At 60.3% G+C, this 16,556-nt stretch carries 15 protein-coding genes; 11 read left to right on the top strand and 4 right to left on the bottom strand.

Going from position 1 to position 16,556, the window contains the following annotated elements:
- The first annotated feature begins 12 nt into the window (after positions 1-12).
- The 3 genes from HV770_RS29915 to HV770_RS29905 are packed head-to-tail and all read left to right on the top strand — an operon-like array spanning position 13 to position 2,681.
- Positions 13-1,503 (top strand): glycosyltransferase, encoded by a 1,491-nt coding sequence (locus tag HV770_RS29915; RefSeq protein ID WP_175165143.1) that lies wholly within the window; start codon positions 13-15, stop codon positions 1,501-1,503.
- Positions 1,504-1,514: 11 nt separating this feature from the next.
- On the top strand, positions 1,515-2,243 hold the full coding sequence (locus tag HV770_RS29910) for a GNAT family N-acetyltransferase (RefSeq protein ID WP_425497491.1): 729 nt from the start codon (positions 1,515-1,517) through the stop codon (positions 2,241-2,243).
- Between the two features lie 45 nt (positions 2,244-2,288).
- Entirely contained in the window at positions 2,289-2,681 is a 393-nt protein-coding gene (locus HV770_RS29905; RefSeq protein WP_175165142.1) for a carboxymuconolactone decarboxylase family protein, read from the top strand.
- Positions 2,682-2,805: 124 nt separating this feature from the next.
- On the opposite strand, the gene HV770_RS29900 is transcribed toward HV770_RS29905, so the two are convergent.
- Together HV770_RS29900 and HV770_RS29895 are read right to left on the bottom strand one after the other, a co-directional pair.
- Positions 2,806-3,048, bottom strand: coding sequence for a hypothetical protein (locus tag HV770_RS29900; RefSeq protein WP_175165141.1), 243 nt, complete (start codon positions 3,046-3,048; stop codon positions 2,806-2,808).
- 240 nt (positions 3,049-3,288) lie between these two features.
- Positions 3,289-3,975 carry an HAD family hydrolase gene (locus tag HV770_RS29895; protein WP_175165140.1) on the bottom strand — a complete coding sequence of 229 codons (687 nt, stop codon included), beginning with the start codon at positions 3,973-3,975 and terminating at the stop codon, positions 3,289-3,291.
- Positions 3,976-4,487: 512 nt separating this feature from the next.
- Here HV770_RS29895 and HV770_RS29890 point away from each other — a divergent pair.
- The 7 genes from HV770_RS29890 to HV770_RS29860 all read left to right on the top strand — a co-directional run bounded on the left by HV770_RS29890 (position 4,488) and on the right by HV770_RS29860 (position 13,501).
- Entirely contained in the window at positions 4,488-5,453 is a 966-nt protein-coding gene (locus tag HV770_RS29890) for a ribose-phosphate pyrophosphokinase (protein ID WP_175165139.1), read from the top strand.
- A 287-nt stretch (positions 5,454-5,740) separates the two neighbouring features.
- Positions 5,741-7,546: an HAD-IIIC family phosphatase gene (locus tag HV770_RS29885; RefSeq protein ID WP_175165138.1), complete on the top strand. Its 1,806-nt coding sequence runs from the start codon at positions 5,741-5,743 to the stop codon at positions 7,544-7,546.
- Positions 7,543-7,800, top strand: coding sequence for an acyl carrier protein (locus HV770_RS29880; RefSeq protein WP_174772039.1), 258 nt, complete (start codon positions 7,543-7,545; stop codon positions 7,798-7,800). The genes HV770_RS29885 and HV770_RS29880 overlap by 4 nt, the downstream gene beginning before the upstream one ends.
- Before the next feature lie 41 nt (positions 7,801-7,841).
- Positions 7,842-9,395: an MBOAT family O-acyltransferase gene (locus HV770_RS29875; RefSeq protein WP_175165137.1), complete on the top strand. Its 1,554-nt coding sequence runs from the start codon at positions 7,842-7,844 to the stop codon at positions 9,393-9,395.
- Positions 9,396-9,414: 19 nt separating this feature from the next.
- Positions 9,415-10,431 (top strand): hypothetical protein, encoded by a 1,017-nt coding sequence (locus HV770_RS29870; RefSeq protein WP_175165136.1) that lies wholly within the window; start codon positions 9,415-9,417, stop codon positions 10,429-10,431.
- Positions 10,432-10,599: 168 nt separating this feature from the next.
- Positions 10,600-11,964 (top strand): glycosyltransferase family 87 protein, encoded by a 1,365-nt coding sequence (locus HV770_RS29865; protein WP_217468660.1) that lies wholly within the window; start codon positions 10,600-10,602, stop codon positions 11,962-11,964.
- A 103-nt stretch (positions 11,965-12,067) separates the two neighbouring features.
- The gene (locus HV770_RS29860; RefSeq protein WP_175165134.1) at positions 12,068-13,501 is read left to right on the top strand and encodes a MaoC/PaaZ C-terminal domain-containing protein; all 1,434 of its coding nucleotides are present in this window, start codon (positions 12,068-12,070) and stop codon (positions 13,499-13,501) included.
- 150 nt (positions 13,502-13,651) lie between these two features.
- Here HV770_RS29860 and HV770_RS29855 read toward each other — a convergent pair whose 3' ends face one another.
- Positions 13,652-14,191 (bottom strand): flavin reductase, encoded by a 540-nt coding sequence (locus HV770_RS29855; RefSeq protein ID WP_175165133.1) that lies wholly within the window; start codon positions 14,189-14,191, stop codon positions 13,652-13,654.
- Between the two features lie 78 nt (positions 14,192-14,269).
- Positions 14,270-15,664, bottom strand: coding sequence for an LLM class flavin-dependent oxidoreductase (locus tag HV770_RS29850; RefSeq protein ID WP_175165132.1), 1,395 nt, complete (start codon positions 15,662-15,664; stop codon positions 14,270-14,272).
- A 237-nt stretch (positions 15,665-15,901) separates the two neighbouring features.
- On the opposite strand from HV770_RS29850, the gene HV770_RS29845 reads away from it, so the two are divergent.
- Positions 15,902-16,471: a helix-turn-helix domain-containing protein gene (locus HV770_RS29845; protein WP_121322005.1), complete on the top strand. Its 570-nt coding sequence runs from the start codon at positions 15,902-15,904 to the stop codon at positions 16,469-16,471.
- Positions 16,472-16,556: the final 85 nt, after the last annotated feature.

Here is a 16,556-nt window from a genome sequence, read left to right as displayed (position 1 = left end):
GAACTGATCACAATGCTTGCGTTGCTTTCCTGGTTTTGCCAGGCGATTTTCCTCGTCGTAGTCGTATATTTTGCGCTCTATGTTTTGCTCGAGCTACGGGTCTTCCTGATTTCGCGGAAGGTCGAGCAGCGCAAATTGATGGAGCTTGCGCATTCGTCTTCCGGCGCACAGACCGATTCCTGGCCATCGGTGAGTGTGCTGCTGCCGATCTATAACGAGTCGGAAGTCGTCGAACGGTTGATCGATGCTGTTTGCAATTTTTCTTATCCAGCAGGGCTGCTCGAAATTCTGGTGCTCGACGATTCGACTGACGGCACGACCGAACTTGCCCGGTCGCGTGCCGAACAACACAAGGCGCGGGGCGTCGAAATTCGGTTGGTCAAGCGTCGCAATCGTAAAGGATACAAGGCGGGCAATCTGGTCAACGGCATTCAGCAGTCGTGCGGTGAATTTTTTGCGATCTTTGACGCCGACTTTGTGCCGCCGGCTGATTTTTTGCTTAAAACCATTCCTTGTTTCGAGGATCCGAAACTGGGTTTCCTGCAAACCGGTATCGGTTACGAGAATCGCGATGTGTCGTTTCTCACACGCTTTCAGGCGATGGAAATGGGCCATCAGCAATACGTCACGGTGGGTTTGAGCGAAGACGGCGATATGGCGTCGCTCAGCGGCAGTTCTTGCGTGTGGCGCAAGCAGTGCGTCGATGCGCTAGGAGGTTGGAACGCATCGACCGTGACAGAAGACGTTGATCTTGGCTACCGCGCACAGTTTGGCGAGTGGAAGTACGCCTATTTGCGCGATGTGGTGTCCATGTCGGTGTTACCCGAAACCGTCAGCGCGTACCGAATTCAGCGAGAGCGCTGGGGACGTGGATTGATCCACAGCGCCTTCAAGCACGTCAAGCAGATGCTCTCGCAGCGCATGCCGTTGATCAAACGGATGCATGCGATTTCCACGATGTTTTCGTCAGCGCTGCTTGCATCAATTTATGTCCTGATCCTGCTAAGTTTGCCTCTTACATATTTGATGCATTTCGACGGCGCGGGTATGCGTTGGGGCGCACTCATCTTCTTTGGGCTGGTGGTGCTCTGGGGTCTGGAGAATGCATTCGGCGCGCGCAGGGGCGCCCGCTTGGAAGGCTCGTTCAATGTGCTAAAAAGCCTATGGGACACATACAGATACATTGCAATGTTTTTGCCGATGGCATGGTACTACTTCGCTGGTGGCGTGCGTGCATTGTTTGGCGTCTACGGTGATTTTCACCGGACGCCAAAGGGCAGGGAAGGCTATCGCGCCAGCTCACCGCGTATCAATTCAGTGTTGCTGGCGGGCGAGCTCTTTACATTTTTCTATTCGACGACGGCGATTCTGGTTGCTCTTCAGCGTGGGAATTATATTTTGATTCCTCTGGACGTCACGGTCTGTGTTGGTTTCGGCATGGTGCTGTATTGGTCGTGGCAAGAAAAAGTACGCATCGGCGTGGGTAGAAAAGGGAATCCATGATGCCGTTCAGTATGGCTTCGATGAATATGGCGCCGGGCGTCACATGCGACCTAACGTATGGTCCGGCGCGCGCCGACGACCCGGTCGCGCTACGCTTCCGCGCGGCGCGTATCGACGATGCCAACGCGTGCGCGCCGCTGATTTTCGCGTCGGGCGTACGCGAATTCGGCTTCTTTCTCGGCCAACCGGCAGAGGCATGCATCAGTTTTCTGGTATTTGCGTTCGCGTCGAAGTCCGGGCGCTTCTCGTATCGACGTCACCGCGTGGCGGTGAACGCGGATGACCGACCGGTGGCGGTCCTCGCGATGCATGACGGCCGCCACACGTGGTTCGACGATCCCCATGTCGCGCTGTTGCTGCTGCTGTTTTTCGGGCTGTTCCCGACGATCCGCATGCTGTTGCGCGGCCTGGTGCTCGAAAGCGAATTGCCGGCGCCGAAGTCGACGCAAACCTTGATTGCGCACTGCGCGACGCACGAGCGACTGCGCGGTGCTGGCGTATTCAGCGCGCTGTTCGCCGATGCGATGCGTGCGAGCGCAGCGACAAGGCAGCGCCAACGCACGGCGAGCGGTACGCGCGCGCAGCAGCAACTCGTGCTCGACGTACTGGTGAGCAATACCCGCGCATACGATCTATACCGGCGTCTCGGCTTCGTCGAGTTGCCGCGCCGCGCGGCGCTTTCGCCGCGTTTGCCGCGCGAACTCGAATCGGTGCGGATGGAGTGGGTCGGTACGCAGTAAGCAGTTTGTGCATCAGGTTTTCCCACACCAGGAAAAGGAGAACGCATGTCCCAGTCCCAACCAGTCGACTACACCAACGCGCCGCCTGAGGTGAAAGCCGTCTACGATGACATCAAGCAGACCCGCCAGGTCGACGATGTCAACAACTTCTGGAAGTACATCGCTCAGCATCCGCCGACGCTCGCACGCACGTGGGACAGTCTGAAGGAAGTGATGGCGCCGGGCGCGCTCGATCCGCTCGTGAAGGAACTCCTATATGTCGCGGTCAGTGTCACCAACAACTGCGGCTACTGCGTCGCGAGTCACACGACGGCAGCGCGCCGCGCTGGCATGACCGACGAAATGTTCGGCGAGTTGCTCGCGATCGTCGGGATGGCTAACGAGACGAATCGGCTCGCGGTCGGCTATCGCGTGCCAATCGATCCGGCCTTCGAATAAGCGCGTGAAACGCACGCCGGCGCCCGGTCACGCAAGACCGGGCCCCAGCGCTTCACGCCGTTGCGCGCGCCGATGCGAAACGCGGCATGCACAGCGGTCCTTACAACCGCAGTCACAGCCCCAATCACAGCGGCACGACATGCACCGGTTGCGGATAGCAGCCCGGCGGACAAACCGGCTCGCGGCCATAGTGTACTGGCGGCGAGCAAAGGTTCCAGTGCGGCGGGACATACACCTGCGGCGGTTCTGGGTGACACCAGTTCGGCTCTTCGCGTTTGAAGCAGGCATTGCCGCCGCGCACGGTCTGCGCGTCGGCGCGGTCGAGTTCGTCGCAGCGCGACAGGTCACTAAAAATGAGGCTGGTCATGATGGATCTCCGGCAAGGGTGGAAGGCAACGAGCACGTTTATATGTCGCGCTCGTACGTTCCAGTTGCACGCGCCATGCCATATACCGCGAAACCGCGTGCGATTGGGATCAAGCGGGAATTGAGCGCATGACCGAACCCGCCAACTGACCGCCATCGACCAACTCGCTTGCCGCAGAGTGTCGTCGAACCGCCAACACCTGCCCCGGATCGGACACCACCCAATCGGCAACCAAGTCAATCAGCCGCGAACCCACTCCGTCAGCAACCCCGGCAACTCAGCCATATCCGTGAACACCTGCACGACCCCCGCGCCATGCAATGCGGTCGCGCTGCTATGCCCGAGGTGCGACGGGCAGTAACCGAACACGGTTGCGCCAGCCGCGACGCCCGCGGTCGCACCGGTGACCGTATCCTCGATCACCGCGCAACGCTTCGGATCGACTCCGAGGCCAGCGGCGGCAGCGAGATAAACATCGGGAAACGGCTTGCTGCGCGGCATTTCATGACCGCTGAAGATGCGACCTTCGAAACGCTCGAGGATGCCGGCCTTCAAAAGCTGCAGTTCGATCTTGACGCGGTCCGCGCCCGAAGCGACCGCAATGCGCCCGTTCAGCGTGCGATGCAACGCATGCACCGCGTCGGCCGCGCCGTCGATCGCCCTCAGTTCGCTGTCGAGCGCCGCGTTGCGCCGCGCGCGAAACTGCGTAAGCCATTCATGGGTGATCGCAAAGCCAGTGCGTGCCTCGATCAGCGGCGCTTCGTCCTTGACCATCTTGCCGACGAAAATGCGCATCGTCTCTTCGACGCTCAATTGCCAACCCAGTTCGCCGAGCATGTCGGTGAGCACGCGGTTGGTGATGGGTTCGGAGTCGACGAGCACGCCGTCGCAGTCGAAGAGTACCGCGTCGAAGGGGAAATCGGCCATCGGGGCAGGATCGGAATAGAGTTTGCGGAACCGGCAAGTATACCTCACCGCCTCGCGCGCCGCAGCGCGACGCTATGCGATCACATCTCCTGCGCTGCGCAAGCGCTGAGCGAAGGCAGCGCAATGACAACGCAACGCGCCTTCACGCGATGCTCTGCCTCATTGCTGATACCCGTCGCTCAGCGTCTTCACGAACCCGAAGATGTCCTGAATCTCCTGGTCGGTCATCGCGGCCTTTCGCCGAGCTTGCACCCGGCTGGTTGAGCGGGACTCTCTGTGAGATGCGGCGTACCAGCGCATGCACGTCGGAACACGTCGTGCGTCATAGCGGAGCGCCTGACCGCACAGAACCGGTGCGCTGCATTCCTGCCGAAAAATAAACGCGTGTGTTTGATACATAACGGTGGCCGAGGGGATTTTGAGTTCAGATGGTGATAACCCGGGGCAGCCGATCGTCCCTGACCGGGATTACCCGGCCGCTTTCGTTCGGCCCAACCTGACATAGGTGCACCATGAGCAATGACGGTCTTATGGTTTTTACTGGCAACGCGAATCCTGCGCTTGCGCAGGATGTCGTCAAATTCCTCGAAATCCCGCTCGGCAAGGCAATGGTCAGCCGCTTTTCCGATGGCGAAATTCAGGTCGAGATTCAGGAAAACGTACGCGGCAAGGACGTCTTCGTTCTTCAGTCCACCTGCCCGCCGACCAATGACAGCCTGATGGAGCTGATGATCATGGTCGATGCGCTCAAGCGCGCATCCGCCGGCCGGATCACGGCAGCCATCCCGTACTTCGGCTACGCCCGCCAGGACCGCCGCCCACGTTCGGCGCGCGTGGCGATTTCGGCGAAGGTCGTGGCGAACATGCTGGAAATCGCCGGCGTCGAGCGGATCATCACGATGGATCTGCACGCCGACCAGATTCAGGGCTTCTTCGACATCCCCGTCGACAACATCTATGCAACCCCCATTCTGCTGGGCGACCTGCGCAGGCTGAGTCACGACGACCTGCTGATCGTGTCGCCCGACGTGGGAGGCGTGGTGCGTGCGCGCGCGCTCGCCAAGCAGATGAACACGGATCTCGCGATTATCGACAAGCGTCGCCCGAAGGCGAACGTCGCTGAAGTGATGAACATCATCGGGGAAGTCGAAAACCGTACCTGCGTCATCATGGACGATATGGTCGACACAGCCGGCACGCTTTGCAAGGCCGCCGAGACGTTGAAACGGTGCGGCGCGAAGCGGGTTTTTGCTTACGCGACTCATCCCGTCCTGTCGGGTGGCGCAGCCGGACGTATCGCGGCATCGGAGCTCGACGAACTTGTCGTCACCGACACGATTCCGCTCTCGCCCGAGTCGTTGGCCTGCAAGAAGATCCGTCCGCTCTCGAGCGCGAGCCTGCTCGCCGAGACCTTCTTGCGGATTCGGCGTGGCGACTCGGTGATGTCGCTATTTGCGGACGGTTATTCCCATTCCTGAACGGTCAAAAAATGATAATAAAAAACTGACGGGGCGCTTTCGAGCTTGTCGAGAACGATGCCGGTTCCGACTTTCGCTCATCTCTGTGTGCAAACGAACATATGCCGGGCGCGTTATCGCGATACCGTGCTTCGCAGGCTTCGCGTCCTGCGACTGATTTGCGCGTCCGATATCTATGAACCGTGGAGCCGCATCGTATGCATTGGTTACCGGAATCATCTGATTTTTCTGTTCAGCTTGGCTCCCTCAACGGCGCACATTCACAAGAGACACGCTGGCATGACTTCGTGAGGCTGGCGAACAGCCGGCTCGATTTTGTTCAAACGAATCGTCTTGACCGCGCATGTCGGAAGGCGTTCCCGGAGCTTGCGCAGGAAGCCACTGGCGAGCCGGTCCGGCTGGCCGTGTTCAGCGGTTCGACCACCGATCATCTGGTGGCTGCGCTGCGAGTTGGATGCCTGCGCCGCGGCATGTGGTGCGAGGTCCATGCGGGCGAATACGGTCAATACATGCAGGAGCTGAACGAACCCGAGTCGGCGTTTCACGCGTTCGGTGCGAATGTGGTGCTGTTTTCGTTCGACGCACGCACGCTGCTCGGGCAACCCGACGCCGCGATGGACGCGGCCGCCGCCGACGGTCTGATCGAGCATACGATCGACATGCTGCGCGGGCTTTGGCGTCGGGCGGCGCACTCGAGCGCCGTGCAGGTGATCCAGCAGGCTGTTCTGCCTATCGCGCTGCCTCTCATTGGCAACAACGAGCATCGGCTGCCGGGCTCGATGCGCGCGCTCATCGATCGGGTCAACCAGCGCATGCGGGCCGCTGCGGACGAGGACGGAGTCGATATTCTCGCGCTCGATGCGCGAATTGCGGTTGATGGTCTTACTGCATGGCACGACCCGATGCTATGGCATCGCGCGAAGCAGGAGATCTCGCCGGCCGCCGGGCCGTTCTATGGCGACCTCGTCGCACGGCTCGTCGCCGCGCGGCGCGGCCGTTCGTACAAATGCCTGGTACTCGACCTCGACAACACACTCTGGGGCGGCGTGATCGGCGATGATGGCCTCGCCGGCATAGTCATCGGCCAGGGCAGCACGCTCGGCGAGGCGTACGCGTCGTTCCAGTGCTACGCGAAGGAGCTGTCACGGCGCGGGATCATCCTGGCCGTCTGTTCGAAGAACGATGAAGCCAACGCGTGGGAACCGTTCGACCAGCACCCTGAGATGGTGTTGAATCGCTCCGACATCGCCTGTCTCGTCGCCAATTGGGAAGACAAGGCGTCGAACCTGCGCCGTATCGCGCAAGCGCTGAACATCGGCCTCGACGCGCTGGTGTTTGTAGATGACAACCCGTTCGAACGAAATATCGTGCGGCGTGAGTTGCCGATGGTCGCAGTGCCCGAACTGCCCGCCGACCCGGCGCTCTATGGTCGCTGTATCGCGGACGCCGGCTACTTCGAATCCATCGGCATCACCTCGGAGGACCGCGAGCGTACTGCGCAGTATCAGGGCAATCTGCAGCGTGAAGCGTTGCGCTCCGCGGCGACCGATCTGGCCGGGTATCTGGCGTCGTTGGAGATGCGCCTCGAATGGCAGCCCTTCGATCTCGTCGGCCTGCAGCGCATCACCCAGCTGATCAACAAGACCAATCAATTCAACCTGACTACGCGCCGCTACACCGACGCGGAAGTGACCGCCGCCATGCAGGAGAAAGGCGTAGTGACCTTGCAGTTGCGACTGACCGATCGATACGGCGACAACGGCATCATCGGGGTCGTCATCGCGCGGCCGCGCGAACCGGGCGGTGGTGAGTTGTTCATCGATACCTGGCTGATGAGTTGCAGGGTGCTGGGCCGACAGGTCGAGCAAGCGACGATGAATCTACTGGTCGCGCGCGCGAGGGAAGTGGGCGCACGGACGCTGATCGGGGAATACCGGGCCACCGCGAAAAACGGCATGGTCCGGGAGCATTACCAGAAGCTCGGTTTCACGCGAATCGCCGAACACGACGACGAAAGGACGACGTGGCGATGCGTCACCACCGAATTCACGCCTTTCCAGACACACATCGAACCCATAAGGACCGGATCATGACGGACACTATTAGCACTGACGACATTCTCGGCAAAGTGACCGAGATCTTCCGCGAGATTTTCGACGACGACGATCTGGTCCTGACAATGGACAGTACCGCTGACGACATCGACAAATGGGATTCCCTGAATCACATCAGCATCATCATCGCTTGCGAAATGCGCTTCAAGGTCAAGTTTCAGACGGCTGAAATCGAAAGTCTGAAGGATGTCGGCGAGCTGGTCGATCTGATCCGCAGCAAGCAGTCGCAATAAACACTCGAATAACGACGCGCAAACTTCTGTGACAGGCCGACATGCTATTCAACTCGTATATCTTCCTGTTTGCGTTCCTGCCGATCAGCGTCGTCGGCTACTATGCGCTCGCTCGCGTCGCGGTTCGCGCGGCGGCGGCCTGGATCGCCGTCACGTCGATTGTTTTCTACGCATGGTGGAACGTCAGTTTCGTGTTCCTGCTGCTCGCCTCGATCGCGTTCAACTTCAGCTGCGGGCTTGTGCTGCAACGGCTCGCGAACCGGCCGCGCATGCAGCTCGCGGCGCTGACGGGTGGCATCGCGGCAAACCTCGGGCTGCTGTTCTTCTACAAGTATCTGTTCCCGCTGCTGGACTGGCTGTCGGAAATCGGCATCGTGCCGCATCTGTCCACGACCAGTGTGATTCTCCCGCTCGGCATTTCATTTTTCACGTTCACGCAGATCGGCTATCTGGTCGATTGCAAGTCCGGCATTGCGAAAGGCAAGAACCTGCTTGAATACGTGATGTTCGTCACGTTCTTTCCGCATCTGATCGCCGGGCCGATCCTGCATCACCGCGAAATGATGCCGCAGTTCGAAAACCGCGAGACCTACCGCCTGAACCAGGAGAACCTCGCTGTTGGACTCAGCATCTTCACGATCGGTCTGGCAAAGAAGTTGATCATCGCAGACGGACTGTCGGAGACGGTCCAGTTCGCATTCGGCTTTCGCGACGCATTGCCGGCTCAAGCCGCCTGGTGCGGCGCGCTGGCCTATTCGATGCAGCTCTATTTCGACTTTTCGGGCTATTCGGACATGGCTGTCGGGCTTGCGCGCATGTTCGGAATCCGCTTCCCGGCTAATTTCAACTCGCCGTACAAGGCGACATGCATCATCGATTTCTGGCAGCGTTGGCACATGACGCTGACCCGTTACCTCAACCTGTACCTCTACAATCCGATCGCGCTCTGGGTCATGCGGCGCCGCGCGGCGCGCGGCGCGCTGGTCTCCCGCAAAGCGACGGCGACACCGGCCGGCTTTGCGACGATGGTCGCGCTGCCGCTCTTTTTCACGATGACCCTCGCCGGCATCTGGCATGGTGCGGGATTCCAGTTCCTTGTATTCGGGTTGCTGCATTCGGCCTACCTGACGATCAATCACGCATGGCGGATTTTTGGGCCCAAACAACCGGCCGCGCCGCAACCGTGGTTGCGCAGGGCAAGCGTCGTCGTGGCGCAGTGGCTCATTACCTATGTTGCCGTGCTGCTCGCACAGATCATGTTCCGCGCGGCATCGGTGCACGATGCGATGCACCTGATCACGGGCATGTTGGGACTGCAACATCCGACGCGCGCACCCACTTACGAACTCGAGTCACTGCTCGCCTTCAAAAACTGGGTGAAGATCGCGATTGCGTTCGCCATTGCGCTGCTGCTGCCCAACTCGAACGAGATCATGGCGCGCTATTCGCCCGTGCTTGACAAGGTCCGCACCAGCCTGCCTGCGGCGCTGCAGTGGCGGCCGCAAGCGGGATGGGGCGTCGCGATCGGCGTGCTTGCAGCGGCAGCGCTGCTGCATCTGTCCGGCGCAACCGAGTTCCTGTACTTCCAATTCTGAATGCAAGGGATCGTGACCCGTGAAAACGTCGGAGTTTGGCAGTTTCTTCCGTGCAGTCGGGCTGGTGTTCGTGGTGCTCATCGGCGCTTCCTGGGTGTGGGCCGCGCGAGGACCCATGTGGTTTCTCGACCCGGAATACCCGATGTGGGTGGCGAAGGACGAGATGATCAGCGAATGTCGCAAGGACGCGACCGTGATCATCGGCGACTCGCGTGCCGTCGCGGGCCTGATACCGGCGCGTCTCGACCCATCGACCATCAATCTCGCGCTCGGCGGCGCCACCCCCGTCGAGACCTACTATGTCGCGCAGCGCATACTGAAGTGCCCAGACCTGCCGCGCAAGGTCATCCTGTCGATCTCGCCGTATCACTTCGCTACGGCCGATTCGTACTGGACCCGTGCGGCGCTGTTCAGCTTCCTGAGCTTCAGTGAGATGGAGGAAGTCCGCAAGCTCTCGGAATCGCTTAATGACAGATCGCTGTACTCGGTCTCGCAGACGGGATCGATCGAGGACCGCCTGACCAATTTCCTGTATGCGTCGCATTTTCCGGCGTTCTATACGGGCAGCATGAAGGCGGGGATGGTGTACCGGCGCAAGCATACCAACGACGAATGGCTCGACGAGGTGAAGCGCCAGCGCGGCTACCACAGCTTCGGTACCGACGACGGTTCGACCGCACTGAGCTTCGAAGTGACCGCAATGTCGGGCTTTCGCAGCAGACCCATCTTTGACGCCTACTTCGATCGCTTGTTGACAATGTTTGCGCAGAAAGGGATCGAGGTGAATTTCGTCCCGATGCCGATGAGTGATCTGAGCTACAAGGGACTGCCCGCAGGCTTCCAGAAAGACTACACCGCCTATATCGAGGGCTTCAGGCAACGGCATCCGAATTTCCACGTGACGGGTGACCTGATTCCTGTGTTGCCATGGAAGTACTTTGGCGACCGCAACCACCTGAACCGGGCCGGCGCGGAAGTATGGACGGGCACGGTCGCGCGAACACTCGGCATCAACGTTCAGGTCGCGACCCAGTAGTCCGTCCAGGGGCGCAATGTGCAGCGGGCGCGCCGGTCGGCAATGGGACTGCTGCTGTATGCGCGCTCGGCATGAGCGCGACGCCTGCCGGTTCTGTCGGAAAGCGCGCAGGGAAATTGCAGGAATCGGCACTTCGATGATCCAAAAATGGATGAGAGTGAGGTCTCCATGAATCAGACGGGTTCGTTGCGGCGAACAGTGTTTGCCACACTGTTCTTTATCGTCATCAGCACGGTCGTATTGAGCGTGCTTCAGTCGCGTCTCGGCTTTCAGAATACGTTGACCACGATGCGCCAGATGCTGGTCATCAGCGATGGCCATGATTGGTATGGCAAGGATTCCTGGCAATTCATGCTGAAAGCCTATTTGCAGGTTCATCAACATTCCGGCCAGGATCTTTACGATGCGGTGTTCTTTACGCAGCACGAAAAGTTCCAGTATCCGCCGACGTCGCTGCTGTTCTTCGAGCTTTTTGACAAGCTGCACATACTCGACTATTGGCATCTCAACCTGTTCAACCACCTGATCGTCCTGCTCACCGCGCTGGGCATGGCTCGCCTGTCCGTCGTGATGGCGAGCGAACTCGGCCTCGAATCGATCACCAAAGACGCTCGCTCGCGCCTTGCGTTGATGGCGCTCGGCTTCGTGTCCACGTGGTTCTTCTATCCGGTGATCTGGACACTGTATCTGGGTCAAATTCAGGCCTGGATAGCCTGCGCGACGATCTTCGCGTGTATTGCCTATGCCGGCGGACAGCGTGGATGGGCTGGCGTGCTGATGGGCATTTGCGCATTGATCAAGCCGCAGTTCGGGCTGTTCCTCATATGGGGACTGTTCCGGCGCGACATGCGTTTCGTGGCGGCATGGCTCGGCGTCGTCGTGCCAGCCACGCTGCTCGCAATCTCGATGTACGGCTTCGAGCAGTTCATCGGCTACCGGCACGCGCTTGCCTACATGGGCGCTCGAGGCGAAGCTTACTTCGGCAACACGTCGATCAACGGCGTCATGCATCGATTCTTTCAGAACGGCAATGACCAGGTGTTCTTCGAGAACCACTTCGCCGATTATCGACCGCTGGTCCAGCAGGTAACGGTCGCCTCCGCACTGGTATTGATCGCAATCGGCCTGTGGTGGAGTTTCCGCAGCAGGAAGGAACCCCCGCTGCCGTCGTTCCTGCTCGCCCAGCTGTGCTTCACGGCAGCGTCGCCGATCGTCTGGGTGCATCACTTCGGCGGACTTCTGCCGTTGTTCATGCTGACGTTCCTGACGCTGCTCCGGAACGCGGAAAAATATGGCGGCCAGGTGATATCGAAACCGTTGATCGTCCTTGCACTCGCGTACCTGATCGTCGCGAACGACAATCGCATCCTCAATCTCGCGCAAGGGCCCGTCAACCCGATCCAGATCTGCTTCCTTGTGGCCGCCGCCGCTGTCGCATGGCTGCTGGTTCGCGAAACCACTCGCACGGAGCCCGCAACCCGCACCGAGCCGCGAACGCGAAACCGGCGCTGGTTCGGCATGTCACGCGGTTGAGCTGTGTGAGCGCTTTGCGTCATGCAGGGGATGGCCGGCGGCATCGCCGCGCCTGACTGCGGGACGGCTGATCAAGGGATTGATGATTAGGGGGAGTGCCAGCATGCCTGCATCGCGACGTTTCAGGATCGAAGACCAGAATGCTTTTGCCCTCCTGTCGGGCGACAGCAATCCTGTGCATGTAGACGCATTAAAAGCCCGGCGCTCGCAATTTGGTCGTCCCATTGTGCATGGCATGCATCTGTTGCTATGGGCGATCGAAGAAGGGTTGGCGAATACGCCAAAAACAGCGCTGGCGAAGGTGTCGTGTGTATTCCGCAACCCCGTCCGGGTCGATGAAGAAGTACTCTTCCGTTTGGTACAGGACCACGACCAGCATAAAAAGATTGTTCTTGAATGCAATGGCGCAGAATGCGCAACCGTTCATGTCGAGCTTTCTGCAAATGAGATGGAAATTGCTTTCATAGACCGGTCACCCGGTGTGAAGGATTGTCATGAGCGAAGCGAATCTTCGCTAGACAATGCCCAGGGAAGCTTTCCTCTTGAGTTGGACACCGCGGATGCGCGAGAGCGATTCCCTGTTCTTACGCAGAAAGTCCCCGTGGGACAGATCGCCCTCATTCTTGCAACCACGCGGTTGGTAGGAATGGAATGTCCCGGATTGCACTCAATTTACTCCGGGCTGTCTGTCAGTTTTTCCCCTTCGTCCGGCACTGCGCAGAACGCAGGAAGATTGGACTGGAAGGTTGTCAATTACGATGACCGCTTCCGCCGTTTGTCTGTCGATATCGTTGCGGATGGTGCAACGGGCGTCATTCAAGCGATGTTGCGTCCCGCGCCGCATAAGCAAAAAACTTGTGCGGAGCTAAAGACGCTAATTCCAGACGCTGAAATGTTCGCTGGGCAGCGCGCGCTCGTCATAGGCGGATCGCGAGGACTCGGTGAATTGTGCGCTAAGATCCTGGCGGTGGGCGGAGCCGACGTGCGTCTCACTTATCATCGCGGCAAGGACGATGCCCAAGCGGTCGTTGACGATATCAACGACGGCGGAGGCAAGTCGGCCAGCCTCGCCTACGATATGTTCGATCCGCCAGAGGATCTTCAGAAGGGCCTTGGCGATGGATGGACACCCACCCACGTCTACTATTTTGCAACTCCGCCGATTTTTGTTGCAGCCCGCGGTAAATTTTCCAGTGACTTGTTCGCGCGTTTTTCCCGGTACTACGTCGAAGGCTTTTATACGTGCTGGCAATCCATACGCCAGATCACGCCAGAGAAGTTCACCATGTTTTATCCGTCTTCGGTCGCTGTCGAAACGGCATATCTGAATATGGGCGAATATGCTGCCGCCAAAGCAGCCGGGGAAAATCTCTGTAATTATCTTTGCGCGTGCGACAAAAAGCTGACGATCAAAGTTGGGCGTTTACCTCGTCTGCCATCCGATCAGACACTCAGCATTGTCGAAGTCAAAACACATGACCCGGTGGAAACCATTTTGGGTGTGCTGGGCGAATTCAGGAGCGAGCAGGTCGCGTGACGCCAAGCGCGCGGCCATGCTGAAAAGGCCGCGCGGAACGCCTGTGGCGTGACAAAACGAATCGGCACGGCCGCCCTCAGTCGCGGCCCGAAAAGATTACGCATGCGCCATCGCGATCAGTCGCGCTGACATGGCTCGATCAGTATGGTCCTAGCGCGCCGGAACAGCCCCCGCATCGGCCTCGGCCCGATGCGCCGCATGCACCGAGCGCTCGCCAACCCGGTGATACCGGCGCCCGTAGTAAATCAGCGCATCCCCCGCGACATGCGTACGCGCGTCCTTCACCGCGCAGAAGAACACCGTGTGCGTGCCGACCTCGGTTACCGATTCGATCTCGCAGTCCAACGATGCCAGCGCCCCATGCAGCACCGGGGCACCAGTGACGAGCCGTTCCCATTGCGCCGCGGCGAAGCGTTCCGCGATCGGCAGTGCACTGGTCGCGAAGTGCGCGGCGAGTGTTTGCTGTTCGGCGCTCAGCACGTTCACGCAGAGCTTGCCGTTGCTGCGGAAAGCCGCGTTGTTGCGGCTGCTGCGATTGATGCAGACGAGCAGGGTAGGCGGCTCGTCCGTCACGCCGCACACCGCCGACGCGGTGCAGCCGGCGAGCCCCGCGGCGCCATCGCTCGTGATGATGTTGACGGCCGTGCCGAGTCCGGCCATGGCGTCGCGGAAGATGCTCCTGTCAAGCATGGGAACCTCTGCTGATGGATCGGCGTGTCATGAATGCGGCAACACGCATGACACAAAGAGAACCGCGCCGTCGTGGCATCAGTTCGATAAGTCGCCGGTAGCGGCCACGGCGCAGGCGGCTGAGCGAAACCGTGCCGCCGTATGAGTCGACGGCAGGCGTGCATGACCGAACAGCTTCTCGCGCAACGTGCCGTCGCGATACGCGCGCTTGTAGGCGCCGCGTTCCTGCAGGATCGGCACAACCAGGTCGATGAAATCCCCGAAGCATTCCGGCGCAACGGTGCGCGACAGATTGAAACCGTCCACGCCGGTTTCCTCGGTCCATGCGATCAGCTCGCTCGCGATCCGTTCGGCCGAGCCGACGAGCGGCGTCTGCCGGCTGCCGAGCACCATCTGTTCGAGCAGCTTGCGTTTGGTCCATTGCGGCCCGGCGGCGCGCGTCATCGCTTCGACGTTCGACACGATCGCCTGGCTCTTGCCGGTATCGATCGGCTCGTCGAGGTCGTAGCGCGCGAAGTCGATGCCGAGCGACGCCGCCGCATGCGCGAGCGCCGCCTCCGAACTGACGTAACGCCGGTACTCCTCGTACTTCTCCTGCGCGTCGCGCTCGGTGCGGCCCGTGATGACGGTCTGTCCGAGCAGCACCTTGATATCGTCGGCCTCGCGGCCGCCGGCGACGGCATGCGCGCGAATATCGTCGACGATCGCTTTCACCGCGGGCTTCGCCTGGCCGTTGACGAACACGCACTCCGCGTGCGCCGCCGCAAAGCGTTTGCCGCGCGCCGACGAGCCGGCCTGATAGAGCACCGGTGTGCGCTGCGGCGAGGGCTCGCACAGATGCATCGCATCGACGCGATACTGCTTGCCGTGGTGGTGGATCACGTGCACTTTCGCCGGGTCCGCATAGACGCCGCGCGCTTTGTCACGCAGCACCGCGCCGTCTTCCCAACTGCATTCCCACAGTTTGTAGACCAGCTCCATGTATTCGTCGGCGAGGTCGTAGCGGTCGTCGTGCGCCATTTGTCCGGTGAGCCCGATCGCGCGCGACGCACTGTCAAGATAACCGGTGACGATATTCCAGCCGACCCGGCCGCGCGTCAGATGATCGAGCGTCGACATGCGCCGCGCGAACAGATACGGTTGTTCGACCGACAGATTCGACGTGACGCCGAACGACAGATGATGCGTGACCGCGGCCATCGCGGGAATCAGCAGCGTCGGGTCGTTGACCGGCACCTGCACGGCGCCGCGAATCGCCGCTTGCGGATTGCCGCCGTAGACATCGTAGACGCCTGCGACGTCGGCGAAAAAGATGCCGTCGAACAGACCCGCTTCCAGCGTGCGGGCGTAGTGGGTCCAGTACTGAAGGTCGGTGTAGCGGCTGGACTGATCGCGCGGATGGGTCCACATGCCTTGCTGGATGTGACCGACGCAGTTCATGTCAAATGCGTTGAGAACGATTTCCTTCGGCATGATGTCTTCCGGCTGAGTTGGACGAATGCTTACGACGGGCTTTCGAGTGGCGGAACCTGGCGAACCAACGGCGGGTGCCATGTTCGTGTGGCTAACGCGCCCGTGTTTAATATAGTGGACGAAAAATCACTATGCAAGACATCGCTTTTGACTTTTAATGAGCGGCAGGGCGCGCATGGCAGGCAGCCGCGCCTCGATATAATTTGCGGTGCTCACTTCACCCACGATGATCCTTCCATGTCCGAATCCGCCTCCATCGATCTGACCCAGGCCATCTCCGCGCGCGTGAAGACCGAGCGCGAAGCGCGCAACTGGTCGCTGAGCGAGCTGGCGGAACGCTCGGGCGTGTCGAAGGCGATGATCAGCAAGATCGAACGCGGCGAGGCGAGCCCGACCGCAACGGTGCTCGGGCGTTTGTCGGGCGCGTTCGGGCTGACCCTGTCGACCTTGCTCGCGCTCGCCGAACAGACCGGCGAGCGGCTCGTGCGTCATGCGGACCAGGCGCTTTGGCAGGACCCCGAAACGGGCTATACGCGGCGGCGGATTTCACCGCCTACGGGCGGCGTGCTGGAGCTGCTCGAGATCGAGTTGCCGGCGGGCGTGAGGGTGCCTTATCCGTCGGATGCGTTCGTGTTTCAGCATCAGCAGATCTGGGTGACGCAAGGGGTGTTGACGTTCCGCGAGGGCAGTCAGGCTTACCGGCTCGAAGCGGGGGATTGTCTGCAACTCGGCGCGCCGCTCGAGTGCGAGTTCTTCAATGCGGGCGACGAGGTGTGCCGCTATGTGGTCGGTCTCGTTCGGCGCTAGGGCATCGAGCCGACGCTAAGGATTTCATATACCAGGACAACGGGCAGCGCCCCATGTGCGGCATTGGCGGCAGACGGCGCCGCCC

It is taken from the genome of Paraburkholderia fynbosensis (assembly GCF_902859935.1).
Lineage (GTDB): Bacteria > Pseudomonadota > Gammaproteobacteria > Burkholderiales > Burkholderiaceae > Paraburkholderia > Paraburkholderia fynbosensis.
This window is presented reverse-complemented; position numbering and strand designations above follow the sequence as displayed.

What these genes read in the sequence shown, in the direction of transcription:
- HV770_RS29855 (WP_175165133.1), bottom strand. Translation starts at nt 14,191, where the DNA reads ATGCTTGACAGGAGCATCTTCCGCGACGCCATGGCCGGACTCGGCACG.
- HV770_RS29880 (WP_174772039.1), top strand. Translation starts at nt 7,543, where the DNA reads ATGACGGACACTATTAGCACTGACGACATTCTCGGCAAAGTGACCGAG.
- HV770_RS29865 (WP_217468660.1), top strand. Translation starts at nt 10,600, where the DNA reads ATGAATCAGACGGGTTCGTTGCGGCGAACAGTGTTTGCCACACTGTTC.
- HV770_RS29860 (WP_175165134.1), top strand. Translation starts at nt 12,068, where the DNA reads ATGCCTGCATCGCGACGTTTCAGGATCGAAGACCAGAATGCTTTTGCC.
- HV770_RS29900 (WP_175165141.1), bottom strand. Translation starts at nt 3,048, where the DNA reads ATGACCAGCCTCATTTTTAGTGACCTGTCGCGCTGCGACGAACTCGAC.
- HV770_RS29890 (WP_175165139.1), top strand. Translation starts at nt 4,488, where the DNA reads ATGAGCAATGACGGTCTTATGGTTTTTACTGGCAACGCGAATCCTGCG.
- HV770_RS29905 (WP_175165142.1), top strand. Translation starts at nt 2,289, where the DNA reads ATGTCCCAGTCCCAACCAGTCGACTACACCAACGCGCCGCCTGAGGTG.
- HV770_RS29845 (WP_121322005.1), top strand. Translation starts at nt 15,902, where the DNA reads ATGTCCGAATCCGCCTCCATCGATCTGACCCAGGCCATCTCCGCGCGC.
- HV770_RS29875 (WP_175165137.1), top strand. Translation starts at nt 7,842, where the DNA reads ATGCTATTCAACTCGTATATCTTCCTGTTTGCGTTCCTGCCGATCAGC.
- HV770_RS29850 (WP_175165132.1), bottom strand. Translation starts at nt 15,664, where the DNA reads ATGCCGAAGGAAATCGTTCTCAACGCATTTGACATGAACTGCGTCGGT.
- HV770_RS29895 (WP_175165140.1), bottom strand. Translation starts at nt 3,975, where the DNA reads ATGGCCGATTTCCCCTTCGACGCGGTACTCTTCGACTGCGACGGCGTG.
- HV770_RS29915 (WP_175165143.1), top strand. Translation starts at nt 13, where the DNA reads ATGCTTGCGTTGCTTTCCTGGTTTTGCCAGGCGATTTTCCTCGTCGTA.
- HV770_RS29910 (WP_425497491.1), top strand. Translation starts at nt 1,515, where the DNA reads ATGGCTTCGATGAATATGGCGCCGGGCGTCACATGCGACCTAACGTAT.